Consider the following 24,065-nt stretch of genomic DNA (forward strand, 5'->3'; position numbering starts at 1 on the left):
GCATGCAGACCGGGCTTTATGTCTCGCTTTCGTCCCAGATTGCACTCGACCGCCGCATGGCAACGCTTGCCGATAACGTCGCGAACTCCACGACCGTCGGTTTCCGCGCCACCGAAGTGAAGTTCAACCAGGTCGTCAGCGACCAGAAGAACGCCGATGTCGCCTTCGTTTCGCAGGGCGAGGAATTTCTTTCGACCCGCAACGGCGGCATGACGCAGACCAACGGCGCGCTGGATTTCGCCATCAAGGGCGACGCCTGGTTCCAGGTGGAAACGCCGGCCGGCGCGACGCTCACCCGCGACGGGCGCTTCACCCTGACGGAGGCGGGCGAGCTCGTCACGCTAAACGGCTATCCCGTGCTCGATGCCGGCGGCGGTCCGATCCAGATCGACGGCAATGCCGGCCCGATCACACTCAGCGCAGATGGCCAGCTCAACCAGAATGGCCGGCCGGTCGCAGCCCTCGGTATTTTTGAGGCGGATCTGTCGGGCGGCTTCGTGCGCGCCGGCAACAGCGGCATCATCCCGGCGCGGGCCCCACAGCCGATCCTCGACCGCGTCGATGCCGGCGTGATGCAGGGTTACGTGGAGGAATCGAACGTCAACGCCATCGGCGAGATGACGCAGCTCATCCAGGTCACGCGCGCCTTCGAGAACATCGCGGCGCTGATGCGCGGCAGTGAGGATTCGATGAACGAGGCGGTCCGCACGCTCGGGGGCAGCAAGTAAACCATGGCATCCCAAGGCAACACGGCGAAGGTTCCCGGCACGGCCGACGGCGCGCGCAAGCTCAATGCGCTGGCCGGGCTGGTGCGGCGCTACGCGTCCCCGGAATTCTCGGTTTCCCATGGCGGCCACGTCCAGACCATCGCCGCCGGCAACTACACCGTCAGCGGCCTGTCGCGCCATGTGCGGCTCGGTGAGTTCGTCGCGCACAAGAGCGCGACGGGCGTTCATCTGGGCGAGGTCGTGCGCGTCGATACGGATTCGGTGGTGGTCTGCCCGATCGAACCGGGAGAGCCGATCGGCATCCACGACACGGTCATCCGCAAGGGCGCCTTCCGCGTCGCGCCGACCGCCTCCTGGTGCGGGCGCACCATCAATGCGCTCGGCGAGCCCATCGATGGCCTTGGTCCGCTGGTCCAGGGCGATGTCCGCCGGTCGATTTCCAATTCCGCGCCGCCGTCGATGACGCGCAAGCGCGTCGAAACCGGCTTCAGCACGGGCGTTCGCGCCATCGATATCTTCGCGCCGCTCTGCCTTGGCCAGCGTCTCGGCATCTTCGCCGGCTCGGGTGTCGGCAAGTCGACGCTTCTGTCGATGCTGGCGCGGGCGGATGCCTTCGACAAGGTCGTCATCGCGCTGGTGGGCGAACGCGGCCGTGAAGTGCGCGAATTCATCGAGGATACGCTCGGCGACAATCTCGCGAAGTCGGTGGCGGTCGTCGCCACCAGCGACGAAAGCCCGATGCTGCGCAAGATGGCGCCGCTGACGGCCGTCACCATCGCCGAGCACTATCGCGATCAGGGTGACAACGTTCTGCTGATCATCGACAGCGTGACGCGCTTTGCCCACGCCATCCGCGAAGTGGCGACGGCGTCGGGCGAACCGCCCATCGCGCGGGGCTATCCGGCCTCGGTCTTTACCGAGCTGCCGCGCCTTTTGGAGCGCGCCGGCCCGGGCGCGGAAGGCACCGGCAGTATCACGGCGATCATCTCGATCCTCGTCGACGGCGACAATCACAACGATCCGATCGCCGACTCGACTCGCGGCATTCTCGACGGCCATATCGTCATGGAGCGAAGCCTTGCGGAAGAGGGGCGCTATCCGCCCATCAACCCGCTCGCCTCGATCTCGCGTCTTGCCCGCAAGGCCTGGACGCCGGACCAGGAGAAGCTCGTGGGGCGGTTGAAATCGCTGATCCATCGTTTCGAGGAGACGCGCGACCTGCGCCTCATCGGCGGCTATCGTCCCGGTGCCGATCCCGATCTCGACATGGCGATCAAGCAGGTGCCAATCATCTACGAAGTGTTGAAACAGACGCCGGGCGAGCGGCCGGCCGGCGATGCATTCACCGACCTGGCGACCGCGCTCAAGAACGCGGCCGCCCAGCAGGGCGGCGCACCGGCCGTGCGAAGGGGATGACAGTGACGGATTTCGATGCGGATCAACCTGTGCAGCCGCTGAAGCGGATGGAAAAGGCAAGTTACAGCGCCGGCGACAAGGTGCTCGTCGCCACCGGCGTCCTGCTTGCGGCGGGCGCGGCCTTCTTTCCCTGGTATGTCTTCCTCAATCCGGGGAAATTCTCCGTGCCGACCCTTTGGCAGGGATCGACCCGCAATCTGCCCGAGACGGCCGCAAAGGAGGTCATGAGCGTTTCGCCGGCCGCCATGGTGGACGACGACAAGACGCGGGCCCTCGACAGTCTCGATCCGGTTGCCACCGCTACCACGTCGGCGCTCGGCAAGGAGAAGACGCTCGGTGTACCGGTCGAGACGGGCCTGAACCAGCCGTTGCCGGCGAATTCCGGCTTCCGGCTCATGCATGTGGCCAACGGCCGGGCACTGATCGAGGATGCGCGCGGCATGTATATCGTGCGCGTCGGCTCCATCCTGCCGGACAACAGCCGTCTCGCGACGCTGGAGCAGCGCGACGGCGCCTGGGTCATCGTCACCTCGAACGGCGACATCATCAAGCGGAACTGACGGGCGGACCAACCTGCCTTTTCGATTCGGCCGGCGGCGCATCAAGCGCCCGCCGGCCGTTTGCCGTTCGGTGGCGGATCACTTAATTCCCCTGAAAATCAGGCACTTGCGCGGCAGGTCCCGCGAGTGCAAGTCCCGCGCAAGATTGGTTCCCTAGGTTCGCCATGAACAAGGATGGAGCTTGTCATGCAACCGATACAACTGTTTGAACTGGCATCGAAACAGGCCGAATGGCTCGCGACCCGCCAGAGTGTCGTTGCAGGCAACATCGCCAACGCCAACACACCCGGTTTCAAGGCGAAGGACGTCACACCCTTTCAATCGGTGCTCGAAACCACGAGCGCCCGCATGGCGGCAACGCATCCCGGCCATTTCACCGAAACCGAAATGGCCAGCCGCGTCATCACGACCAAGCCCACCGAAGAGATCGGCGTGCAGGAATCCGGCAATACCGTCGGACTTGCCGATGAGCTCATGAAAGAGGGTCAGGTCAAGCGTGACTTCGAATTGAATGCCGGCCTCGTCAAGGCCTTTCATCGCATGATGCTGATGACAGTCAGAAGGTAAGAAATGGATCCTCTTGTAGCCTCCCTGAAAGTAGCAGCCTCCGGTCTGGAGGCGCAGTCGACACGCATTCGTATCGTTTCGGAAAACCTGGCCAACGCACGCTCGACGGGTGACACGCCCGGCGCCGATCCGTTCCGCCGCAAGACCGTTACCTTCACCTCCGAGCTGGACCGCCTGAGCGGCTCCTCGACCGTTGAGGTATCGCGTCTCGGTTTCGACGAGGGCGAGTTCACCACCGAATACGACCCCGGCAATCCGGCTGCGGATGAAAAGGGCTACGTCAAGATGCCGAACGTCAACGTGCTGGTCGAGATGGCCGATATGCGCGAGGCGAACCGCTCCTACGAAGCCAACCTGCAAAGCATCAAGCAATCGCGCGACCTCATCAGCGCGACCATCGACCTTCTGAGGGCCTCGCAATGATCGACAGCGTAAAGGGCGTCAGCTCGCTTTTCCCGAACGATGCCCTGTCGGGCGTCGACAAGACGGCCTCCGGCCTCGTTTCGGGCGCCGCCGCGCAGGGCACCGGCCAGATGAGTTTCGCCCAGGTCATGGGCGACATGGCGACCGACATGACCAACGCGCTGAAGCTCAGCGAGACCAAGTCATTCGACGCCATCCAGGGCAAGGCATCGACCCGTGAGGTCGTCGATGCCGTCATGAACGCCGAGCAGACGCTGCAGACCGCCATCGCCTTCCGCGACAAGGTCGTCACCGCCTATCTCGAAATCGCAAGAATGCAGATCTGAGGACCGGACATGAAAGCCCTTGCCATTGCCGCCACCGGCATGAACGCGCAGCAGACCAACCTCGAAGTCATCGCCAACAACATCGCGAACATCAACACGACGGGTTACAAGCGTGCGCGCGCCGAGTTCTCCGATCTGCTCTACCAGACGGAGCGTGCCGCCGGCGTTCCGAACCGGGCCAACCAGGCCGTGGTGCCGGAAGGCGTCATCGTCGGCCTCGGCGTCAAGACGGCTGCCGTGCGCAACCTGCATCTCCAGGGCGGCCTCGTTTCCACGGGCAATTCCTTCGACATGGCGCTGATCGGCCGCGGCTGGTTCCAGATCGAGGCGCCCGATGGCACCACCCTCTACACCCGCGCCGGCGCCTTCAACACCAATGCCGACGGCCAGATCGTGACCCTCGACGGTTACACGGTCGTGCCGGGCATGACGGTGCCCGTCGATGCGACGGAAGTGACCGTCAACAAGTCGGGCCAGGTCTTCGCGACGGTGGCGGGCCAGCAGCAGGAACTCGGCCAGATCACGCTGGCAAACTTCGTCAACGAGGCCGGTCTCGAGCCGATGGGCGAAAACCTCTTCCGCGAAACCGCCGCCTCCGGCGCCGCCAATGTCGGCACGCCCAACGAGGACGGCTTCGCCTACATCCAGCAGAACTACCTGGAAAGCTCCAACGTCGACCCGGTCAAGGAAATCACCGACCTCATCTCCGCCCAGCGCGCCTACGAGATGAACTCCAAGATCATCCAGGCCGCCGACGAAATGGCCGCCGTGGTCAGCAAGAACCTGAGATAGCAACCGGAACCCCGGGGAACATGATGTTTCGCCTGACAGAAGCCCTTCGTACGGGAAAGACCCTTCCAACACTGCGCCGCGCGGTTCTCACCGTATCCGCCGTGCTGGCCGGTCTCCTCGTGGCAGACGCGGCCCTTGCCGATGCCCGCATGGCCGTCGTGCCCAAGCGCATCATCTATCCCGGCGAGGCGCTTGATGCAGGCCAGCTCGAAGAGGTCGAGGTCACCAACCCGAACATCGTCAAGGGCTATGCGGAAAGCATCGGCGCGGTCAGCGGGCTGGTGAGCAAGCGGACCCTGCTTCCCGGCCGCGTGATCCTGACGTCGGCGCTTCGCGAACCTTTCGCCGTCGCGCGGGGCACCACGATCAGCCTGGTCTTCGACAACGGATCGCTCGTCCTGCGCGCCGCCGGAACGCCGCTTCAGGACGGCTCGGTCGGCGAACTGGTGCGGGTCCGCAACAAGGATACCGGCGTGATCGTCTCCGGCACCGTCATGGATGACGGCACGGTCCATGTGGTGGTGAAATGATGCGCGCCCTGTTTCTTCGTGCCGTCGCCGTCCTCGCCTGCGTCATGCTCGCGGCGGGACCGGCTTTGCCGGCCGCCCGTATCAAGGATGTGGCCTCGCTGCAGGCCGGCCGTGACAACCAGTTGATCGGCTATGGCCTCGTCGTCGGTCTCCAGGGCACCGGCGACAGCATGCGCTCCTCGCCCTTCACCGAACAGTCCATGCGCGCGATGCTGCAGAACCTCGGCATCTCGATGGTGGGCACGCAGACGCGCGCCAAGAACATCGCCGCCGTTCTCGTGACCGCGAACCTGCCGCCCTTCGCCAGCCCCGGCAGCCGGATCGACGTGACGGTCGGCTCGCTCGGCGACGCCGCTTCGCTGCGTGGCGGCACCCTTGTCATGACCTCGCTTTCCGGCGCCGACGGGCAGATCTATGCCGTCGCGCAGGGTTCGATCGTGGTGACCGGCGTCAGCGCCGCCGGCGATGCCGCGACCGTCCAGCAGGGCGTGACCACGGCCGGCCGCGTGCCGAACGGCGCCATCATCGAGCGTGAGCTGCCTTCGCGTTTCAAGGACGCGGCCGACCTCGTGCTGCAACTGCGCAACCCCGATTTCTCCACGGCCGTCGGCATGGCCGACGCGATCAACCGCTATGCAGCCGCCCAGTACGGCGGGCCGATCGCCGAATCGCGCGATTCGCAGTCGGTCTATATCGCAAAGCCGAAGATGGCCGATCTCGCCCGCCTGATGGCGGATATCGAAAACCTCGTCGTCGAGACGGACGTGCCGGCGCGCGTGGTCATCAACGAGCGGACCGGAACCATCGTGATCGGCCAGGATGTGCGCATCTCGCCCGTCGCCGTCAGCTATGGCACGCTCACCGTGCAGGTCAACGAGATGCCGCAGGTCGTGCAGCCGGAGCCGTTCTCACGCGGCGTGACCGCGGTGCAGCCGAACACGGATATCCTCGTCCAGCAGGAAGGCGGCAACGTCGCGATGATCGACGGCTCCAGCCTCCGCTCGCTGGTCTCCGGCCTCAACAGCATCGGGGTCAAGCCCGATGGCATCATCTCCATCCTGCAGAGCATCAAGACCGCAGGGGCCCTCCAGGCAGAACTGGTACTGCAATGACGACAGGCACGACCACATCCACTCTTCTGCGGCGACTGGCCTTGCCATTCGCCGCGGTCGTGCTGCTGGCCATTCCCGGCGCCTACGCCGAGGAGCGCCCGGTCATCATGACGACGAAGGCAAGCGCCGACGAGATTCGCGAGTTCTGCACGAACATCGCCGATGCCGCGCGCGACCAGCGCTACCTTCTCCAGAAGAAGGAACTCGAGGACCTCCAGAAGGGCGTCGACGAGCGCATCAAGACGCTGGAGGCGCGTCGGGCCGAATACGAGGACTGGCTGAAGCGGCGCAACGACTTCCTGAAGTCCGCCGAGGCGAACCTCGTCGAAATCTACCGCAAGATGAAGCCGGACGCGGCGGCTTCGCAGCTGGCCGAACTCGATCCCGAGATCGCTTCGGCCATCGTGATGAAGCTGCCGCCGCGCCAATCGAGCACCATTCTGGGGGAAATGCCGGCCGACAAGGCCGCCATGCTCACCCGCATCATCGCGTCTGCGAGCGATGCGAACACGTCAAAGGACCCGTCATGAAGAAGACAGCCGTCGCACTTTCCGTGGCGCTGGCCCTGTCCGGCTGCTCAAACCAGGCGATCAAGGAGATCGGCAAGGCGCCGGCGATGAGCCCCATCGGCAGCGGCCTCAACTATGCCGCCACGCCGCAGATGGCCATGTATCCCAAGCAGCCCCGCACGGCGGTTTCCGGCTACTCGATCTGGAGCGACCAGCAGTCGGCTCTCTTCAAGGATTCGCGCGCCTTCAAGATCGGCGACATCCTGACGGTCAATATTCGCGTCAATGACAAGGCGAGCTTCGACAACAAGACCGACCGCTCGCGCACCAACAAGAGCGGCATCAATTTCGGCCTCACCGGCCAGACCAGCTCGAGCAGCGTGGATGCCGAAGGCGATCTGAAATTCGGGTCATCGACGAGCACGAAGGGTGACGGCTCGACCGAACGCTCGGAAAAGCTGAACCTGCTCGTTGCCGCCGTCGTCACCGGCGTGATCGAGAACGGCAACCTTCTCATCAGCGGTTCGCAGGAAGTGCGCGTCAACCATGAGTTGCGTATTCTCAACGTCGCCGGCATCGTGCGGCCGCAGGATGTCGATGCCAACAACCAGATCGCCTATGAGCGGATTGCCGAGGCCCGGATCTCCTATGGCGGCCGCGGCCGCCTGACCGAGGTGCAGCAGCCGCCATGGGGCCAGCAGGCGCTCGACCTGTTCTCGCCGATCTGACGCTCGAATACGGAAAGAAACACATGGCGGACGACGATCAGGGCACAGAGAAGAAGAAGTCCTCTCCGGTCATCACCATCGCGGTCATCGCCGTGCTGTCGCTCCTGGCAGGCGGCGGCGGCTGGCTTGTGGGCAACATGCTCGCCCCACCGCCCGCGGAGGAGGTCGCCAAGGCCGAGCCGGCAGCCGCTGCCGCCGAGGGCGGTCATGGTGGGGGCGGCCACGGTGGCGGCGGGAAGGGCGCGGAGGGGCAGGAGGTGCCGCACATCTCCACGCCCGCGAACGGCATCGTGCTTCTCGACCCGATCACCAGCAATCTCGCCTATCCCTCCGATAACCGCGTGCGGCTCGAAGTCGCCTTGATGTTCAAGGACGCGCCGGATGTCGCCCTGGCGGAGGAAATCCACCAGGATATCCTGGCCTATATGCGCACGGTGTCGCTCCAGCAGGTGCAGGGACCACGCGGCTTCCAATATCTCCGGGATGACCTCCAGGAGCGGGTTGACCTCAGGTCCGAAGGGCGCGTAACCAACGTTATGTTCCGAACCTTTGTGATCGAATGATTCGCGTCCTCCTGACCTTTGTCGCCATGATGGCGATGACCGGTGCGGCCTATGCCCAGCAGCAGCTGCAACTGCCGGGTGGTCTCCTCAATGCGCCCATCGACGGTTCGGCGGCGTCCTGGATCATCCGCACCTTCGGCATCCTGACCGTTCTGTCGGTCGCGCCCGGTATCCTGATCATGGTGACAAGCTTTCCGCGCTTCGTCATCGCCTTCTCGATCCTGCGTTCGGGCATGGGCCTTGCCACCACGCCCTCGAACATGATTCTCGTCTCGCTTGCGCTGTTCATGACCTTCTACGTCATGGCCCCGACCTTCGACCGCGCATGGCAGAACGGCGTCGAACCGCTGATCGCCAATCAGATCGACGAGACGGAGGCTGCCAAACGCATCGCCGAGCCGTTCCGCGAATTCATGGTCGCCAATACGCGCGACAAGGACATCGAACTTTTCATTTCGCTCGCCGAAGAACGCGGCCAGACGGTCGTCCAGGACAATGTCGCGGACCTGCGCGTCGTCATTCCCGCCTTCATGATCTCGGAGATCCGCCGCGGCTTCGAGATCGGCTTCCTGGTCGTGCTGCCCTTCCTCGTGATCGACCTGATCGTCGCCACCATCACCATGGCGATGGGCATGATGATGCTGCCGCCGACGTCGATCTCGCTGCCCTTCAAGATCCTGTTCTTCGTGCTGATCGACGGCTGGAACCTGCTTGTCGGCAGCCTCGTGCGGTCGTTCAGTTAGACCCTCTTAACCATAGCGCTTTACCGGCTATTTACCCTGTTTTTCAACGGGTTGAATGCTTCCTTCCGACTTAAGGAGTTGGCAAGGATTGGCTGCGACTTTTGCCTCAACACGACGGGTTTGGTTTCCCTTCACTGCGTTGAAGCACCGAGTTGGCATGAGGCCGACCGTCGTAACCGGTAAGTTTTTTTCAGTCCGGTATGTCCCCACCAGTATTTCGTTCAAAGGGACAACTACAATGTCGAGCATTCTCACCAACACGTCTGCAATGTCGGCTCTTCAGACGCTGCGCACGATCAACAACGACATGGAAACGACGCAGGGCCGCATCTCGTCCGGCATGCGTGTTGGCGCGGCTTCGGACAACGCTGCCTACTGGTCGATCGCGACCACCATGCGTTCCGACAACGCAGCCCTTTCCGCCGTTCAGGACGCCCTCGGCCTCGGCGCCGCAAAGGTCGACACGGCCTATGCCGGTGTTGAAGCCGCAATCGACGTCGTCAAGGAAATCAAGGCCAAGCTCGTCACGGCAACCGAACAGGGCGTCGACAAGGTCAAGGTCCAGGAAGAAGTCAAGCAGCTCCAGGAACAGCTGAAGAGCATCGGCGCCGGCGCCACGTTCAACGGCGAAAACTGGCTGGCTGGCGGTGCGGACGACGCGACTGTCGTAACCGGCTTCGTTCGCGGCAGCGACGGCACCGTCAAGGTCACGACCGCGACCTACGACGCCCAGGCCGGCTCGCTCTTCGGCGCCTATGACCCGGCCACCGGCACGGTCGACGACGCCTCGGGCATCCTCGCCAACGTCCTGGCCATCGAACTCGACGGCACCGAAGATGACGCCGCCATGGCCACCCACCTCGACACGGTCGAAACCGCCCTGTCCAGCATGCAGACCGTCGGCTCGACGCTCGGCTCGCTGTCCAAGCGCATCACGCTTCAGGAAGACTTCGCTTCGAAGCTTTCCGACGCCATCGACAAGGGCGTAGGCCGCCTCGTCGACGCCGACATGAACGAAGAGTCCACGCGCCTCAAGGCCCTGCAGACCCAGCAGCAGCTGGCGATCCAGTCGCTGTCGATCGCGAACTCCAACTCGCAGAACATCCTCTCGCTCTTCCGTTAATAGACGGATGGAGGAAGGCGCGGAGGGCTGACCCGCGCCCCACCTTCGAAAAGGCCGCTCCCGGTGACGGGGGCGGCTTTTTGCATTTTTTTTCCGCGCTCAAGACTTCATTAACTTTATTGCGGTTTTCTTGGCCCATCGAAACGGTGGGTTAACCAAGAAACTTAACCGGTTAGCAGGCATGATGCTGACCACCGTTCCCCGGCTAACATCCGGAATGCCCTTCCTCAGTCAGCCACTCAAGGGGCACGCATCTCATGACCAGCATTCTTACCAACGTCGCGGCTATGTCCGCTCTCCAGACCCTGCGTTCGATCGGCAGCTCCATGGAAACCACGCAGGATCGTGTTTCCTCGGGCATGCGCGTCGGCGAAGCCTCCGACAACGCCGCCTACTGGTCCATCGCGACCACGATGCGTTCGGACAACATGGCTCTCTCCGCTGTTCAGGACGCTCTCGGCCTCGGCGCCGCCAAGGTTGATACCGCTTATGCCGGCATGGAAGCCGCCATCGACGTCGTCAAGGAAATCAAGGCCAAGGTAACCGCCGCCACCGAACAGGGCGTCGACAAGGCCAAGGTTCAGGAAGAAATCACGCAGCTGCAGCAGCAGCTCGTCTCGATCGCCAGCGGCGCCGCATTCAACGGCCAGAACTGGCTCGTATACGACAACACCAACACCGACCCGACCAACGTTGCCGACAAGACCGTCGTCTCCGGCTTCATCCGCAGCGCCGACGGCACAGTCAAGGTCAGCACCACGACCTACACCCTGCAGGATCTGCCGGACGTTAGCGCCGGCACGAACTCCAACGTTCTGTTCTCGACCGTAGACACCGACGATCATACGGCCAGCGCCGGCGGTATCCTCGGCTCGGTTATCGACGATCTCGGCGTAACGGCTGCTTCCGCCGACTGGGATGCTGCCACGACCATCGTCAACATGACGATCACCGACTACACGGACGCCGACATGGCCGACGCCCTGTCGCTCGTGGAAGCCGGCCTCCAGCAGATGACGAAGGCTGCTTCGCAGCTCGGCTCGATCTCCATGCGCATCAACCTGCAGGAAGATTTCGCCAACAAGCTGACGGACGCCATCGACAAGGGCGTTGGCCGCCTGGTCGATGCCGACATGAACGAAGAGTCCACCCGCCTCAAGGCCCTTCAGACCCAGCAGCAGCTTGGCATCCAGTCGCTCTCGATCGCCAACTCCTCGTCGGAAGGCATTCTCTCGCTCTTCCGTTAATCGGAAGACGGATAGAAAGTTTGACGCAGTTTCGAAGGCCCCGGCTCAGCCGGGGCCTTTGCCGTTTCGGGGCGCCCGTCAGAGTGGCGCGTGAAGAAAGGCCGGCATCACGCCGCCCGTTGCCCTCCGTTGGAGGTAAAGGCACGCCGTATCCAACGCCTCCCGGATGGTGACGTCCATGTCGAGATAGCGATAGGTGCCAAGCCGCCCGACGAAAGTGACGCCGGTCTCGCGCTCGGCGAGCGCCGCGTAGTCGGCAAGCAGCGCCTTCTCCTCGACGAGCCGGATCGGGTAGTATGGGATGTCGTCGGGACCGCAGGCACGCGAGAACTCCCGGTAGCAAACCGATCCTTCGTGAACCTCCCACGGCGAAAAATGCTTGTGCTCGGTGATGCGGGTATAGGGCACCGCGAGGTCGGCATAGTTCATCACCGCGCAGCCCTGGTAATCCCCCTGATGGGTGAAGCGCTCGAAATCCAGCGTTCGATAGCCCAGCCGGCCATGGCCGTAGTCGAAATAGCCGTCGAGCGGGCCGGAGTAGAAGACATGGGCGAAGCCATCGCTCTGCGTCCGGTCGAAGCGGGTCTCCAGCTTCACCGTGATGGCAGGGTGATCGAGGATGTTGTCGACCATGGCGGTATAGCCGTCTTCCGGCATGCCCTGATGGGCGTGGGAGAAATAGTCGTCTTCGTAGTTGAAGCGCACCGGCAGGCGCTTGAGGATGGCGGCCGGCAGGTCCGCGGGCGGGCAGCCCCACTGCTTGCGGGTGTAGCCCTCGAAGAAGGCCGCGTAGAGATCGCGGCCGACGAAGCGAAGCGCCTGCTCTTCGAAGCTCCTGGGCTCCGTGATGGAGGTATCGGCCTGCGCTTCCACGAAGGCGCGCGCCTCGTCCGGGCGAAAGCATGTCCCGAAGAACTGGTTGATCGTGTGCAGGTTGATGGGCAGTGAATAGACCTGCCCGCCGCTCACTGTCTTGACCCGGTTCTTGTAGGGCCGGAAGGTCTGGAAGCCGTTGACATAGTCCCACACCTGCGTGTCGTCGGTGTGGAAGATGTGCGGCCCATAGACATGCACCATGACGCCGGTATCGGGATCGCGCTGCGTATGGCAGTTGCCGGCGACATGGTCGCGCGCATCGATGACCTCGACCTGAAACCCCTCCTGCGCCAGTTCCCGGGCGATGATGGCACCGGAAAGCCCGGCGCCGACGACGAGTATCCTGTCCTTCGCCCGCATCCGCCGTCCCCGTTTCAGGTCGTTGCGTTCGCGGGCCACAGGCGCGCATCCGGCTGAAGCGGCGCATAGGCGTCGAGTGCGGCGAGCTCGGCCCGGTAGCGCGCGCGGTAGCTTGCGTCATCCTCGAACTCGATTTCCGCGGCGGCCAGTTGGGTGCCGATCTCGTGGTAGATGTCGAGGTTGCGCAGGTCCGGTATCGGCGTTTCACCGCGTTCCGCCTCGCCCTGGATCTGCCAGAAGATCGCCTCGAGCCGGCGCGCAAGCGCTGGGGTATCGCGCAATGCGCAGGTCTCGCGCTGCTCCTCGAGGGAGCGTCGGATATCCGAAAGCCGTCCCGGATCCTGCGCCAGCGCGATGGCGGCGCGCACATAATCGTCCGGCCCGTTGCAGATCAGATCGGGAATCCCGGCGGCCGCCACGATGCTGGCGCAGAAGCGCGCGGCAAAACTCTTGCCCGCCGCGGTCAGCACCGGCAGACCCTGCGTAATGGCGTCCGCGGCGGTCGAATGCGCGCCGTACGGGAAGGTGTCGAGGAAAAGATCGGCAAGTCCGATGCGGGCCAGGTGATCCGGGTTCTGCGCCTTGCCGGCGAAGATGATGCGGTCCGGCGCGATACCGCTTTCTGCCGCGCGGCTGCGAAGGCGCTCGTTGGCTACGTCGTCGCCGGCGAGCAGCCACAGCACGCTGCCGGGGGTCGCTTCAAGGATCGTCATCCACCGCGCAAAGCAGGGGGCGGTGATCTTCTGCATGCCGTTGAAGCTTGCAAAGACGAACGCATCTTCCGGCAGCCCCGCTTCCGCCCGCGTGGGACGGGGATTGACGAGGCGCGCGCGGTCCACCGGCTGGTTGCAGGGGATGCGCAGAACCTTCTCGGTATAATAAAGCTCGTTTTCCGGCGGCACGATGCGCTCGTCCGCGATCATGTACTGGTGGTAGGGGCTCGCCATGGTGCCAGGATAGCCGCAGAAGTTCACGATCGCTGGTGCCGGCCGGTAGGCGAAGATCGCGGTGCGCGCGTGTTTCGTATAGCCGTTGACGTCGATCAGCACGTCGATCTCGTCGTCGGCGATCATCCGCGCGGCGTCAAGGTCGTTCAGCTTGGCGATGTCGCGCCAGTGATCCACGGCCCGCTGGATACGCGCCTGTGTGGGATCGAGAGGCGCCGGATCGCCGCAATAATAGGCGTAGATTTCCACGCTTGCCTTGTCATGCAGCTCCAGCACCTCGCTCAGCGCGAAGCCCACGGCATGCTGGCGCAGGTCCGAGGAGAGGTAGCCGACGCGCAGCCGCTTCCCGGTGCCGGTTTTCTGCCGCACCGGCTTGGGGCTGAACGCGGCCAGGTCCGCCGGACGGCCAACGGTCGTGCGGGCGTAGCGATAGGCCTTGGCCATCTGGAAGAGGGGATCGTCGGCATAGCAGGCGATCGACATCGCCGACATCGCCTCCATGAACTGCTTCGGCGTGACATAAAGGGAAGGCTGCAACACCGGCCATTTGCATTGGCGCATGCGCAGCGAAATCCAGTGTTGCGCCGCTTCCGGCCGTGTCGGCGCAAGTTCCATCGCCTGCCAGAGCGCGGCTTCGGCTTCCTCCAGCCTGTCCGCCCCCTCCAGCACGCGGCCGATATGCTGCAGGCTGAGCAGCCGGTGGGTGATCCTGTCCGGCGTGACGTCGGCGGTCGCATCCGCATAGGCCTGCCACTGCTCGACGGCCGGTCCGATCAGGCCGCAATCCTCGAGCGTCCGACCAAGATTGATATAGGCCTGGCCGAATTGCGGCTCGATGCGGATCGCGGCGCGCAGCGCATGCATGGCGCCAGCGGTATCGCCAAGCGACGAAAGCGTGACGGCGTAGTTGAAATAGGCGAGATGCAGCAGGGGATTCTTGTCGTTGAACGCGATCCAGAGCTTGTAGATCTCCGCGGCCGCGGGTCGATGCCCGGCCGCCGAAAGGTTCTCCGCAGACTGGAAAAGGTCGGCAAGCGCAAGCTGCTGGTTGCGGGCGCGCGCCATGAGTTCGAGAAGCGGGTTGCCCGGCACGGCGTCTACGGGGGAATTGGCAGTCATGGCATCCTGTCGGCATCGGCCTTTCAGCCCGATTTGGGCAGTTGAAGGGTCTTGCCGTCATAGCCGCCCAGACTTGCTTCGGGCTGGCCGCCCCTGTTCGTTTTTGGGATCATGGCATGCGCCGTTAATCGGAAATTAAAGGTTGTATTCTAACACTGGCACCAGTCGCGGAAACTGGCGGCTGCTGGCATAGGGATCGGGCTCATTCGAAGCGCCCGGAAGCATGACGCCCCGATGCGCAGGCTCGTGCGAGCCATGTCCTCCTTAAACATTCTTCGTCTTGCAGGATTCCTGGCGTTCACACGTCCGGAGCGATCCTTGGAGCAAGCATGAGAGACCGTTGTCCTCATGCTGCGGCTGTGTCTTGCGAAGAATCACATTTGGCCAAGCACCGAGGTAGACACGATGTCGATTATTTCCGCCCTTAAGCCCGCCCAGTTCGCCCTTCTCGACAAGACTATTCTCGCCGGCCTGACGGCTGACGACGTAAAGTCGCTGTCCGCAGCGCAGATCAAGACGCTCGACGGCGAAAAGCTCGCCTCCCTGAACAAGGATGGCGTCAAGGATTTCACGGCCGCTCAGTTCAAGGCCATCTCCGTCTCGGCTGTCAAGAGCCTGTCGGATGAACAGATCACCGCGATCGGCACCGGCGTTTCGAACCTTTCCGCCGCCCAGGTTTCGGCAATCTACGCTGAAAACGACGACGCCTTCGACGTCGCCCAGGTCACGGCTCTGACGAAGACGCATATCAAGGCGCTCGACGAAAAGGCCATCAGCGGCATCATCGCGCTGACCGGTGGTCTTGCCGCGCTTGCCGACGACGAAATCGCCGCAATCAGCACCAAGACGATCGCCGCCCTTTCCGATGCGGACGCAACGACGCTCGTCACCTCCGGCAAGCTGGGCACGAAGCAGATCGCCGCTCTGACCGCCACGCAGGTCGCCGCGCTCGACGCCGACGCCTTCACTGCCCTCGACGCCACGCAGGTCAAGGCCTTCACCGCCGCTCAGGTCAAGTCGATCGATATCTCGGCTCTGGGCGCCAAGGCAACGGACCTCACTGCCAAGCAGATCGCTGCGCTGTCGGATACGCAGGTCGCCGCTCTCGATGCCACCACCCAGCTCGGCGCCTTCGACGCCACGCAGATCAAGGCGTTCACTGCCGCACAGGTCAAGGTTCTCGACGTTACCGATCTCGGCACCAAGATCACGGACCTGTCCGCCAAGCAGATCGCTGCACTGACGGTTGCCCAGATCGGCGACCTCGACGGCGCTACCCAGGTGCAGGCGCTTGACGCCACCCAGGTCAAGGCTCTGACGACGGCGCAGCTTCAGGCCCTGGATGTCACCAAGATCGGCGACACGCAGATCGCGGACCTGACGCCGAAGCAGGTTGCGGCCTTCACGCCGGCCCAGCTTGGCGCCCTGGGCGACGAGCAGGTCAAGAACCTGACAACTCCGCAGATCGCCGGCCTCAACGCCGCTGCCATCACCGCTCTCGGTGATGCGGACCAGATCAAGAATTTCGATGCCGCCCAGCTTCAGTCCATTAGCGTCAAGGCTTTCACCGGCCTGACCGCCACCCATATCGCCACGATCGATGCGACCCTCATCGACGACCTGACCACCAAGCAGGTCGCTTCGATCACGGCAGCACAGGCTGCCGCGCTCACCGGTGACCTCGCCACCAACCTGACGGAAACCCAGGTCGCCGCTCTGAGCGCCACGGCTCTCGCCGCCATCTCCGCTGAAGACTTCAAGACCTTCACGGATGCCGAAATCGCCCTGATCAAGCCGAAGTCGCTCGCCGGCCTCAGCGACCAGCACATCGCCGGTCTCGATGCCACCCAGCTCAAGGCGCTGACGGACAAGCAGATCCAGGCGCTGAACGTTACGCAGCTGAACGCGCTCGACCCCGACGCGCAGGTCAAGGAACTGCTTGAAGCCCAGGTCAAGGCACTTTCGACGAAGCAGATTGCCGGCCTCGATGCCGATCGGATCAAGGCCATCGACGTTTCTTACCTCGACAACAAGCAGCTTGCCGCCTTGACCACGACGCAGGTCGCTGCACTCGATCCCACCGAGCAGATCGCAAATCTGACGGAAACGCAGGTCAAGGCCCTGACGACCGCGCAGGTCGCTTCTCTGGTGGTCGAGCAGATCCAGGCTCTGACCGATGCCCAGGTCGCGGCGCTGACCACCAAGCAGGCCGCAGCGCTGACCGCAACGCAGATCGGTGAGTTCAGCGACGCGCAGGCGACCGCCCTCACGAAGGACCAGATCGCAGTTCTCTCCTCCACGGCGATCGGCGCCTTCACGAAGACCGCCCTCGCAACCTTCGCGGATGACGAGATCGCAGCGATCAATGTCAAGGCGGTCTCCGGTCTTACCGTGGAGCAGGTGGAAGAACTCGGCGAAACCCAGATCAAGTCCTTCACGGACCAGCAGGTCGCTGCCATGCAGAACGACGTCCTGCTCGCGGTGATCGCGGCCTACGCCGAAAGCAACGCCTGAGCCCTCGCTGCCCCGGCAGCATCCAACGACACAAACGGCGCGACCTCGGTCGCGTCGTTTTTGTTTTGCACACGCGCGTGCGCTGTAGAACGTCCTGACATCGTTCGAATTTACGCTTCCGTAATCTCCCTTAAGCTTTCCTTAACGGCATTAACCATTTGTTAACCTTTCCCCGTTAACCAATGCTTAAGAACGTTGGACCGACGCCAGGGCAAACAAGCGCGTCGGATGCATGAAGCCCCTCCGCGTTACCGGTCCCGCCTCACTCCGGCATGTCCCCGACACTTCATTTCAGGGCAAGTGCCAATGACCAGTATTCTGACCAACTCCGCCGCCATGGCGGCGCTGCAGACGCTCCGTTCCATCGACACCAACATGCAGACGACGCAGGCGCGCGTCTCCTCCGGCCTGCGCGTCGAAACCGCCGCCGACAATGCCGCCTACTGGTCGATCGCCACGACCATGCGGTCCGACAACCGCGCCATCTCTACCGTCGCCGACGCGCTCGGCCTCGGCGCCGCCAAGGTCGATACCGCCTATACGGCGCTGGAAAACGTCATCGACGTGCTCAGCGAGATCAAGGCGAAGCTTGTCGCCGCCCGCGAGCCCGGCGTGGACAAGACGAAGATCAACGATGAAATCAAGGAGCTGAAGAACCAGCTGGTCTCGGCCGCGCAGTCCGCGTCCTTCTCCGGCGAGAACTGGCTTTACAACGCCGGCACCGATGCGCTCGGCATCAAGTCCGTCGTCGCCTCCTTCGTTCGCTCGGCCGACGGCAACGTCAAGGTCGCCACGCTGGACTTCGACACCGCCAATTCCGTGCTGATCGATGTCGAGAACCCCGCCGACGGCTATCTGACAAAGGCGATCGACGCCTCGACGCTGGCATCCGATCCGACGGCGCTCACGGGCGACTACTACCTGATCGACATGAGCAAGACGATCGACTCGGCCACGCCCGACACCGGCACCGAGATCGAGATCACCAACGACACGACCTATGAGGAACTGGACGCGATGATCAGCGTCACGGACTTCATACTCAAGGACCTGACCAACGCGGCGTCCACGCTCGGCGCCATCACCAAGCGCATCGAAATGCAGGAAAGCTTCGTTGCCACGCTCGGCGACGTGATCGACAAGGGCATCGGTCGCCTGGTGGACGCCGACATGAACGAGGAATCGACCCGCCTCAAGGCGTTGCAGACCCAGCAGCAGCTCGGCATCCAGTCGCTGTCCATCGCCAATTCGAGCGCCGAAAACATCCTCCAGCTCTTCCGCCAGTAAGAGCCCAAGAGGTTTCCATCCGCCCGGCCGCAGGTCATCGGCCGGACGGGCGGCTGGGTCGCGCTATTTGCCCTGGCGCGGCCCAGCACCCTTCATCCTCGCACAAGTTTGAACCCCTAGGCTCGATGGCACGATCAGGAAGATTGTGCGCTTTCCGCCTCCCGGAGGGCGCTATGTCCAGGAGACAGGTCACCGGTGTTGTCAGGTACAAGTGTTTTCGAGAGCGAGCGTTCAAGCGGTCCGCGGTCCCCCCGCCGGGCCTTTTGCACGTTCGTCGGGCACGATGCGGTTTCTTGGGTGCCGGCATGAGTGTGCATCTCGCCCGTTATCTCAAGGATTTCAGCGCACCCGCCCGCCCGCCGGCGCCGCTTTTCAAGCCGTCGAGCTTCGCGCAGCGGGATGACGGCGCAGCGACGGAGCCCTTTGCAATCGCGCCTGCCTTGCCTGCCGTAGACGTCGAGGCCGAGCGGGCCGACGCGTTCGAACAAGGCCGATCGGCTGCCGAGGCGGAGCTTCTGGCGCGGCACGAGGCCGAGCTGGCGGCCCTGAAAAGCGCGCATCAGGCGGCGCTCGAATCGCTCAAGGTGCGATACGAACAGGAATATGCCGAGGCGCTGGCCGAGCGCTTTTCCGCCTTCACCGCCGCGGTGGCCGACAGCGTTGCCGCCCAGGCCGCCCAGGTGCTGGCACCGGTCATGAGCCAGGTGCTGACGCAGGGTGCGGTTTCCGATCTCGCCCGCGTCATCGCCGAAGGCCTGCAGGAAGGCGAGGGCGTGACGATCACGGTGAAGGGGCCGGCGGACCTCTTCGACCAGCTGAAATCGCATTTCAACGAGCCGATGCCGGTCTTCCGGCACATCGAAGTGCAGGATGTGGATTTGACGGTGGAATTCGGTGACGCCGTTCTGGTAACGCGGATGGCCGCCTGGGCCGACACCGTCAGCAAGGTGCTTGGATGAGCGACGGCGAAAATCATCACCACGGCAAGAACGAGATCATCATCGTCAAACGCCACGGCGACCATGACGGGGATCATCATTCCGCCGCCTGGAAGATCGCCTATGCCGACTTCATGACGGCCATGATGGCGTTCTTCCTCGTCATGTGGCTCGTCAATGCGGCCAATGAGGAAACGAAAGCCTCGGTCGCCTCCTATTTCAATCCGATCAAGCTGACCGACGACAAACCGGCCGAGAAATCGGTCAAGAAGCCTGCCAATACGGCCGAAGGCGAGGCCACGCAGGACAAGTCCAAGGAACAGGGTCAGAAGCAGGAAAGCGGCAACGCCGCGGAAGACGGCAAGGACAAGAAGACGACGGCCGGCGAGGAGACGCAGTATTCCGAGGCGGACTTCTTCAACAATCCCTATTCCGTCCTGTCCGAAATCGCGCAGGAGGTCGGCCAGCAGGCGAATGTGAGCGCCAAGGGCGACGGCGGCGCCGCAAATTCGGGTCCCGCCACGGGCGCGAATGGCGGCGAGGCGTACCGCGACCCGTTCGATCCCGATTTCTGGACGCAGCAGGTGGAAATCTCGCAGGCGACCGATGCCGGCAGCGAAGCAAGCCCGAACAAGGACCAGTCCGCCACGCAGATGGCTGCCGTCGATACCGATCGCACGGTGGAAGATGCGCTGAAACAGGCGGATGCCGAAACGCAGGCGAAGGCCGAGGAGGCCGCCAAGGCTGAGGAAGCCAAGGCGACGGAGGAAAAGCAGGCGGAAGAGCTGAAGCAGCAGATCACCAGCCAGATCGGCACGATCGGCAAGCTTGCCGAAGGCCTGACCGTCACGCCCACGGAAGGCGGCCTTCTCGTCAGCCTGACCGACCAGCTCGATACGCCGATGTTCAACATCGGTTCGGCCGTGCCGCGGCAGGAGATGGTGCTCGCCATGGAGAAGATCGGCAAGATCCTCGAAGGACGGCCGGGTGCGATCGCCATTCGCGGTCATACGGATGCGAGACCCTTTGCCGGCGGCAAGAACGACAACTGGCGGCTGTCGATGGATCGCGCGCAGAGCGCCTATTACATGCTGGTCCGCGGCGGGCTGGAGGAAAAGCGCGTCAGCCAGGTTACCGGCTTTGCCGATCGCCGGCTGAAGGTGGCAGACGATCCGATGGCCGCCGCCAACCGCCGCATCGAAATCCTCATTCAGGCCGAGGGTGGCTGAGACGATGAAGCCATTCGCGCGCCTCCTTCTGGTGGGAACGGTTCTGGCGGCTGGCCTTTCGGCCGTCGTGCCCGCGCGCGCCCAGAGCCCTGACGACCTGGCGCCCTACAAGATGATCCGGTCGCTGCAGTTCGTGCAGGATACGGTGGTGCTCGGCGACCACTCGGCCATGGAGATGCAGCGCTTCCTGTTGACGACCATCGACGAGCGCCTGCGCACGGCGGAATCCACGATTTTCGACGATCCCCGCAATGTCGATGCCGCGCTGGTCTATGCCATGAGCGGCGGCAATCCCGATACGCTGGAATTCCTGATCAGGAAGGATGTCGACGGCCATTTCGATTCCCGTCTTACAGACGCGCTGCGCAACTATCTCAGCGGAACCGGCAGCCAGAGCGTGAAGTCGCTGGCCGAAATCTTCCCGGAATACAAGCGCTCGCGGGTGGGGCCCTATCTGGCGCTCATTTCGGCCAACTCCGTGCTGCGCAAGGACCCGGCGCTGGCGCTGAGCTACTTCGACTGGGCGCGGCTCGTCGCGCCGGGCACCATCGTCGAGGAGGCGGCGCTGCGCCGCTCCATCTATATTGCCAGCCAGGCCGGCTGGGTCGACCGCAGCATGGCCTATGCCAACCGCTATGCCCGTCGATACCTGCGCTCGCCCTATGCCAGCCAGTTCGCCGATCTGTTCGTGACGCTGGCGGTCGATCATTTCGACAAGCTCGACGAGAAGGATATTCTGGAGGTCCTGTCGTTCATGGACGTGCCGCGCCAGCGGGAGGTGTATCTGCGCATGGCGCGGCTTGCCGCGATCTCCGGCCAGAAAAAGCTCGCGTCGCTGGCGGCCGAACGCGCCCAGATCCTGTCGGGAGACGGCGAGAGCGTGCCGAAAGTGCTGGCGGATCTCTATTCGGGCCTGGCGTCTGTGCCCTCGGGCGATGTCGCCTCGGCCATGGAGACGATCGTCGCCATTCCCGATGACAAGCTTTCGGTCAAGGACCGCGCCTTGAAGGAGGCCGCGCGCGCCGTCGCCGAAGAGGTTCTGCGCGCGCCGGTCGCGTCCGCCCAGAAGGCCGAGCCTCTCGTCACGACGGTGCCGGAGGGCGAGGACGCGTCCTATGACAGCCTTGACGCGGCGGAGACGGCTGCACGGCCGAGCGAAATGCCGACGGACGACGCGGCCGTGGCCGACAGCGCTGCGGGCGAGCCGCAGAAAGACGCAAAAGACCAGAAAGAGCGGGCGAGTGTCGATCCCGCCTTCGACAGCTTCGTATCGGACGGCCGGTCGAAGCTGGACGAGATCGACAAGCTACTGGAGGGAGAAGGCACATGAGCACGATCGGTAGCGGTGTGTTGGGCATCGTGTCGGGGTCTGTTCCCGGCAAGGGCAAGGCGGGCGACGGCAACGGCGCCGGCGGCGCGGACGAGAACGGCTTTTCCCACGCGATCGCCAGCCTTCACGGGCGCGAGGGCCAGAGCGGTCACAAGGGCGCTCGGATATCCATATCGAGCAAAGGCGAGCGGGGCGAAGACGAGGCTGCCGATCCCCGTGTGAAGGTGGGCCGCCACGATATGACGGTGCCCGCCAAAACGCACAGCAAACCGCAGGAGGATGTGTCCTTCGAGGAGAAGGTTGCAGCCCTTCTGGGCGCTGCCGCGTCCGGCCGCAAGGTGCGGACCACCGAAGACGACGGGAAAATCGTGCCGGTCGAGGATGAAGAGCATCCTGAGGCAAAAGCCGAAGGCGCAGAAAAGACCGATGTCGGCAATCTGCTCGAACTGCTCGGCGCGCAGAACGCGATGCCGCAGGCAGCCCTGGCGGGTGCCGCGAAATCCATTTCCGGCCCGGCCCACGAGGGACGGGGCGAACCGGGCGTGAAATCCGGCAAGGTCGCGGCTTCCGCCGACGGCGCCGCAAAGGGCGACGCTTCGGCCCTCGCCGACACCGATGGCGGCGAGCTGCCGCAGTCCGAAACGGACAAGCTTTTCCGGATCATGCGCGCAGATGGCAAGGGACGCGACCTCGATTTGAGCCTTTCCGGTTCGGGTGACCGCGCGACGTTGCGCGACGCCAATCCGACCGGTCCGAGGGGCGAGGCCGTCACCGTTGTCGAGGCGCGCCGCTATATCGGCCTGGCGCAGACCAGCAACGCGGCCGCCGTAACGACGGCGATCACACAGGACCCCGAATGGGCGACCTCGCTGAGCGCGACGAGCGGCATCGGCCACGAGCAGGCCGCCACGGGCAAGGTCGTCAATACGCTGAAGATCCAGATGAACCCGATCGAGCTCGGCCTCGTGACGGCGACGCTGCGCCTGCATGGCGATGCGCTGGTCGTTTCCCTGCAGGTGGAGACGGGCGAGGCCTATCGCCAACTCAACGACGATCAGGACGCCATCGTGCGCGCATTGCGCGGACAGGGCTTTGCGGTGGATCAGGTGAGCGTGCAGCTTTCGCCTGTCGACCGCAGCGCCAATACGCAGGGCGGTGGCGATCAGCAGCCACAATTCTCCAACCAGCCGCAGGCGCGCGAAGACGGCCGCCGGAGCGGTGGTGAAGGTTCGGGCTCGTTTGCAGGGCAGGGAGGCTCCCGTGAGGACAATACGACGGACAACGCGCCTGGCCTTTCTGGTGGCCAGTCTCATCGGCCTGGCGGCGTCTATCTCTGACGCGCAGGCTGCCGTCGGCAGCTGCGAGCGGGAGATCCTGGCCGCGGCCGCCAAATACGACATTCCGGCCGGCATCCTCTATTCGGTCGGGTTGACGGAGACCGGCCGGAAGGGGTCGCTCCAGCCTTTCGCCCTCAACATCGAAGGCAAGGCCTATTTCGGCCGCAGCCGGGAGGAGGCGCTCGAGGTTTTCCAGGCTGCCCGCGGGCGCGGTGCAAAGCTGATCGATCTCGGCTGCATGCAGATCAACCACCATTTCCACGGCGAGCACTTCACCTCGCCGGCGGAGATGTTCGATCCGCGCAAGAATGTCGAATACGCAGCCGCATTCCTCGCGCGGCTGCATGCCCGCCACGAAACGTGGACGATGGCCGTTGCACGCTACCACGCCGGTCCCAACAACGACCCTGCGCAGAAGCGCTATGTCTGCCGGGTGATCGCAAACCTGGTTGCAACCGGCTACGGGAGCTGGACGCAGAACGCGAAACAGTTCTGTCAATAATTCGACTAAAAGTTGAATAGTTGCCATGAGGCGATGTGTGCCGGAATGTGGCGGGAATGTGCCGCGTTTTGGGCAGGGCAAGGACGCGCGTTAACCTTTGTTAACTTTTCCACGAGAAAGTAGTGGTAAAATGGCTCATTAGCCACTACATCTAGAGCAAATCGGCACGCATTGGTTAATCAACTGTTAATTCCACCCACTCACTTTCTCTAGTTGCTGCTGATTCGCCCGATTCGTACCACTGCCTTAACGAAGCACC

Annotated in this window: 24 protein-coding genes; 22 read left to right on the top strand and 2 right to left on the bottom strand. The window is 63.7% G+C overall.

Going from position 1 to position 24,065, the window contains the following annotated elements; genetic code table 11:
• Positions 1 to 2 precede the first annotated feature (2 nt).
• The 15 genes from flgF (at position 3) to K6301_RS01590 (ending at position 11,367) form a co-directional block, all read left to right on the top strand.
• Complete coding sequence (gene flgF, locus K6301_RS01520) at positions 3 to 728, top strand: flagellar basal-body rod protein FlgF (protein ID WP_247218833.1); 726 nt, start codon at positions 3 to 5, stop codon at positions 726 to 728.
• 3 nt (positions 729 to 731) lie between these two features.
• On the top strand, positions 732 to 2,144 hold the full coding sequence (gene fliI, locus K6301_RS01525) for a flagellar protein export ATPase FliI (RefSeq protein ID WP_247218834.1): 1,413 nt from the start codon (positions 732 to 734) through the stop codon (positions 2,142 to 2,144).
• Complete coding sequence (locus K6301_RS01530) at positions 2,141 to 2,704, top strand: flagellar protein (RefSeq protein ID WP_247218835.1); 564 nt, start codon at positions 2,141 to 2,143, stop codon at positions 2,702 to 2,704. The genes fliI and K6301_RS01530 overlap by 4 nt, the downstream gene beginning before the upstream one ends.
• 186 nt (positions 2,705 to 2,890) lie before the next feature.
• A complete protein-coding gene (flgB, locus tag K6301_RS01535; protein ID WP_134649677.1) occupies positions 2,891 to 3,271 on the top strand; it encodes a flagellar basal body rod protein FlgB in 381 nt (126 codons plus the stop codon).
• 3 nt (positions 3,272 to 3,274) lie between these two features.
• The gene (flgC, locus tag K6301_RS01540) at positions 3,275 to 3,694 is read left to right on the top strand and encodes a flagellar basal body rod protein FlgC (protein WP_134649678.1); all 420 of its coding nucleotides are present in this window, start codon (positions 3,275 to 3,277) and stop codon (positions 3,692 to 3,694) included.
• Positions 3,691 to 4,020: a flagellar hook-basal body complex protein FliE gene (fliE, locus tag K6301_RS01545; protein WP_134649679.1), complete on the top strand. Its 330-nt coding sequence runs from the start codon at positions 3,691 to 3,693 to the stop codon at positions 4,018 to 4,020. The genes flgC and fliE overlap by 4 nt, the downstream gene beginning before the upstream one ends.
• 9 nt (positions 4,021 to 4,029) lie before the next feature.
• Positions 4,030 to 4,812: a flagellar basal-body rod protein FlgG gene (gene flgG / locus K6301_RS01550; RefSeq protein ID WP_247218836.1), complete on the top strand. Its 783-nt coding sequence runs from the start codon at positions 4,030 to 4,032 to the stop codon at positions 4,810 to 4,812.
• A 20-nt stretch (positions 4,813 to 4,832) separates the two neighbouring features.
• Positions 4,833 to 5,342: a flagellar basal body P-ring formation chaperone FlgA gene (flgA, locus tag K6301_RS01555; RefSeq protein WP_247218837.1), complete on the top strand. Its 510-nt coding sequence runs from the start codon at positions 4,833 to 4,835 to the stop codon at positions 5,340 to 5,342.
• Positions 5,342 to 6,454 carry a flagellar basal body P-ring protein FlgI gene (locus K6301_RS01560; protein ID WP_247218838.1) on the top strand — a complete coding sequence of 371 codons (1,113 nt, stop codon included), beginning with the start codon at positions 5,342 to 5,344 and terminating at the stop codon, positions 6,452 to 6,454. Before flgA ends, K6301_RS01560 begins: the two co-directional genes overlap by 1 nt.
• Complete coding sequence (locus K6301_RS01565) at positions 6,451 to 6,984, top strand: MotE family protein (RefSeq protein ID WP_247218841.1); 534 nt, start codon at positions 6,451 to 6,453, stop codon at positions 6,982 to 6,984. Before K6301_RS01560 ends, K6301_RS01565 begins: the two co-directional genes overlap by 4 nt.
• A complete protein-coding gene (gene flgH, locus K6301_RS01570) occupies positions 6,981 to 7,691 on the top strand; it encodes a flagellar basal body L-ring protein FlgH (RefSeq protein ID WP_247218843.1) in 711 nt (236 codons plus the stop codon). The genes K6301_RS01565 and flgH overlap by 4 nt, the downstream gene beginning before the upstream one ends.
• A 23-nt stretch (positions 7,692 to 7,714) precedes the next feature.
• The gene (locus tag K6301_RS01575) at positions 7,715 to 8,254 is read left to right on the top strand and encodes a flagellar basal body-associated FliL family protein (RefSeq protein ID WP_247218845.1); all 540 of its coding nucleotides are present in this window, start codon (positions 7,715 to 7,717) and stop codon (positions 8,252 to 8,254) included.
• On the top strand, positions 8,251 to 8,997 hold the full coding sequence (gene fliP / locus K6301_RS01580) for a flagellar type III secretion system pore protein FliP (protein WP_247218847.1): 747 nt from the start codon (positions 8,251 to 8,253) through the stop codon (positions 8,995 to 8,997). Before K6301_RS01575 ends, fliP begins: the two co-directional genes overlap by 4 nt.
• Positions 8,998 to 9,235: 238 nt before the next feature.
• On the top strand, positions 9,236 to 10,120 hold the full coding sequence (locus tag K6301_RS01585; protein WP_247218849.1) for a flagellin N-terminal helical domain-containing protein: 885 nt from the start codon (positions 9,236 to 9,238) through the stop codon (positions 10,118 to 10,120).
• A gap of 257 nt (positions 10,121 to 10,377) precedes the next feature.
• Positions 10,378 to 11,367, top strand: a complete 990-nt coding sequence (locus K6301_RS01590; protein ID WP_247218851.1) for a flagellin N-terminal helical domain-containing protein — start codon at positions 10,378 to 10,380, stop codon at positions 11,365 to 11,367.
• A 78-nt stretch (positions 11,368 to 11,445) separates the two neighbouring features.
• Here the strand turns inward: K6301_RS01590 and glf are convergent, their stop codons facing one another.
• Both glf and K6301_RS01600 read right to left on the bottom strand, forming a co-directional pair.
• Positions 11,446 to 12,603, bottom strand: coding sequence for a UDP-galactopyranose mutase (gene glf / locus K6301_RS01595; RefSeq protein ID WP_247220449.1), 1,158 nt, complete (start codon positions 12,601 to 12,603; stop codon positions 11,446 to 11,448).
• Between the two features lie 14 nt (positions 12,604 to 12,617).
• Positions 12,618 to 14,669, bottom strand: coding sequence for an O-linked N-acetylglucosamine transferase, SPINDLY family protein (locus K6301_RS01600; RefSeq protein ID WP_247218853.1), 2,052 nt, complete (start codon positions 14,667 to 14,669; stop codon positions 12,618 to 12,620).
• Positions 14,670 to 15,074: 405 nt separating this feature from the next.
• On the opposite strand from K6301_RS01600, the gene K6301_RS01605 reads away from it, so the two are divergent.
• From K6301_RS01605 to K6301_RS01635, 7 genes are all read left to right on the top strand, one after another.
• The gene (locus K6301_RS01605) at positions 15,075 to 17,183 is read left to right on the top strand and encodes a hypothetical protein (protein WP_247218855.1); all 2,109 of its coding nucleotides are present in this window, start codon (positions 15,075 to 15,077) and stop codon (positions 17,181 to 17,183) included.
• A gap of 306 nt (positions 17,184 to 17,489) precedes the next feature.
• The gene (locus tag K6301_RS01610) at positions 17,490 to 18,470 is read left to right on the top strand and encodes a flagellin N-terminal helical domain-containing protein (protein WP_241600455.1); all 981 of its coding nucleotides are present in this window, start codon (positions 17,490 to 17,492) and stop codon (positions 18,468 to 18,470) included.
• Positions 18,471 to 18,775: 305 nt separating this feature from the next.
• Positions 18,776 to 19,429 (top strand): hypothetical protein, encoded by a 654-nt coding sequence (locus K6301_RS01615; RefSeq protein ID WP_247218857.1) that lies wholly within the window; start codon positions 18,776 to 18,778, stop codon positions 19,427 to 19,429.
• Entirely contained in the window at positions 19,426 to 20,637 is a 1,212-nt protein-coding gene (locus K6301_RS01620; RefSeq protein ID WP_247218859.1) for a MotB family protein, read from the top strand. Before K6301_RS01615 ends, K6301_RS01620 begins: the two co-directional genes overlap by 4 nt.
• 4 nt (positions 20,638 to 20,641) lie before the next feature.
• Positions 20,642 to 21,967, top strand: a complete 1,326-nt coding sequence (gene motC, locus K6301_RS01625) for a chemotaxis protein MotC (protein ID WP_247218861.1) — start codon at positions 20,642 to 20,644, stop codon at positions 21,965 to 21,967.
• Positions 21,964 to 23,304 carry a flagellar hook-length control protein FliK gene (locus K6301_RS01630; protein ID WP_247218864.1) on the top strand — a complete coding sequence of 447 codons (1,341 nt, stop codon included), beginning with the start codon at positions 21,964 to 21,966 and terminating at the stop codon, positions 23,302 to 23,304. The genes motC and K6301_RS01630 overlap by 4 nt, the downstream gene beginning before the upstream one ends.
• Positions 23,267 to 23,806, top strand: coding sequence for a transglycosylase SLT domain-containing protein (locus tag K6301_RS01635; RefSeq protein ID WP_425475362.1), 540 nt, complete (start codon positions 23,267 to 23,269; stop codon positions 23,804 to 23,806). The genes K6301_RS01630 and K6301_RS01635 overlap by 38 nt, the downstream gene beginning before the upstream one ends.
• Positions 23,807 to 24,065: the final 259 nt, after the last annotated feature.

This window comes from Shinella oryzae, from assembly GCF_023038235.1.
Classification (GTDB): domain Bacteria; phylum Pseudomonadota; class Alphaproteobacteria; order Rhizobiales; family Rhizobiaceae; genus Shinella; species Shinella sumterensis.

Excerpts from the sequence above, each read along its gene's own strand:
- flgF (WP_247218833.1), top strand. The coding sequence starts at position 3 with ATGCAGACCGGGCTTTATGTCTCGCTTTCGTCCCAGATTGCACTCGAC.
- fliI (WP_247218834.1), top strand. The coding sequence starts at position 732 with ATGGCATCCCAAGGCAACACGGCGAAGGTTCCCGGCACGGCCGACGGC.
- K6301_RS01530 (WP_247218835.1), top strand. The coding sequence starts at position 2,141 with ATGACAGTGACGGATTTCGATGCGGATCAACCTGTGCAGCCGCTGAAG.
- flgB (WP_134649677.1), top strand. The coding sequence starts at position 2,891 with ATGCAACCGATACAACTGTTTGAACTGGCATCGAAACAGGCCGAATGG.
- flgC (WP_134649678.1), top strand. The coding sequence starts at position 3,275 with ATGGATCCTCTTGTAGCCTCCCTGAAAGTAGCAGCCTCCGGTCTGGAG.
- fliE (WP_134649679.1), top strand. The coding sequence starts at position 3,691 with ATGATCGACAGCGTAAAGGGCGTCAGCTCGCTTTTCCCGAACGATGCC.
- flgG (WP_247218836.1), top strand. The coding sequence starts at position 4,030 with ATGAAAGCCCTTGCCATTGCCGCCACCGGCATGAACGCGCAGCAGACC.
- flgA (WP_247218837.1), top strand. The coding sequence starts at position 4,833 with ATGATGTTTCGCCTGACAGAAGCCCTTCGTACGGGAAAGACCCTTCCA.
- K6301_RS01560 (WP_247218838.1), top strand. The coding sequence starts at position 5,342 with ATGCGCGCCCTGTTTCTTCGTGCCGTCGCCGTCCTCGCCTGCGTCATG.
- K6301_RS01565 (WP_247218841.1), top strand. The coding sequence starts at position 6,451 with ATGACGACAGGCACGACCACATCCACTCTTCTGCGGCGACTGGCCTTG.
- flgH (WP_247218843.1), top strand. The coding sequence starts at position 6,981 with ATGAAGAAGACAGCCGTCGCACTTTCCGTGGCGCTGGCCCTGTCCGGC.
- K6301_RS01575 (WP_247218845.1), top strand. The coding sequence starts at position 7,715 with ATGGCGGACGACGATCAGGGCACAGAGAAGAAGAAGTCCTCTCCGGTC.
- fliP (WP_247218847.1), top strand. The coding sequence starts at position 8,251 with ATGATTCGCGTCCTCCTGACCTTTGTCGCCATGATGGCGATGACCGGT.
- K6301_RS01585 (WP_247218849.1), top strand. The coding sequence starts at position 9,236 with ATGTCGAGCATTCTCACCAACACGTCTGCAATGTCGGCTCTTCAGACG.
- K6301_RS01590 (WP_247218851.1), top strand. The coding sequence starts at position 10,378 with ATGACCAGCATTCTTACCAACGTCGCGGCTATGTCCGCTCTCCAGACC.
- glf (WP_247220449.1), bottom strand. The coding sequence starts at position 12,603 with ATGCGGGCGAAGGACAGGATACTCGTCGTCGGCGCCGGGCTTTCCGGT.
- K6301_RS01600 (WP_247218853.1), bottom strand. The coding sequence starts at position 14,669 with ATGACTGCCAATTCCCCCGTAGACGCCGTGCCGGGCAACCCGCTTCTC.
- K6301_RS01605 (WP_247218855.1), top strand. The coding sequence starts at position 15,075 with ATGTCGATTATTTCCGCCCTTAAGCCCGCCCAGTTCGCCCTTCTCGAC.
- K6301_RS01610 (WP_241600455.1), top strand. The coding sequence starts at position 17,490 with ATGACCAGTATTCTGACCAACTCCGCCGCCATGGCGGCGCTGCAGACG.
- K6301_RS01615 (WP_247218857.1), top strand. The coding sequence starts at position 18,776 with ATGAGTGTGCATCTCGCCCGTTATCTCAAGGATTTCAGCGCACCCGCC.
- K6301_RS01620 (WP_247218859.1), top strand. The coding sequence starts at position 19,426 with ATGAGCGACGGCGAAAATCATCACCACGGCAAGAACGAGATCATCATC.
- motC (WP_247218861.1), top strand. The coding sequence starts at position 20,642 with ATGAAGCCATTCGCGCGCCTCCTTCTGGTGGGAACGGTTCTGGCGGCT.
- K6301_RS01630 (WP_247218864.1), top strand. The coding sequence starts at position 21,964 with ATGAGCACGATCGGTAGCGGTGTGTTGGGCATCGTGTCGGGGTCTGTT.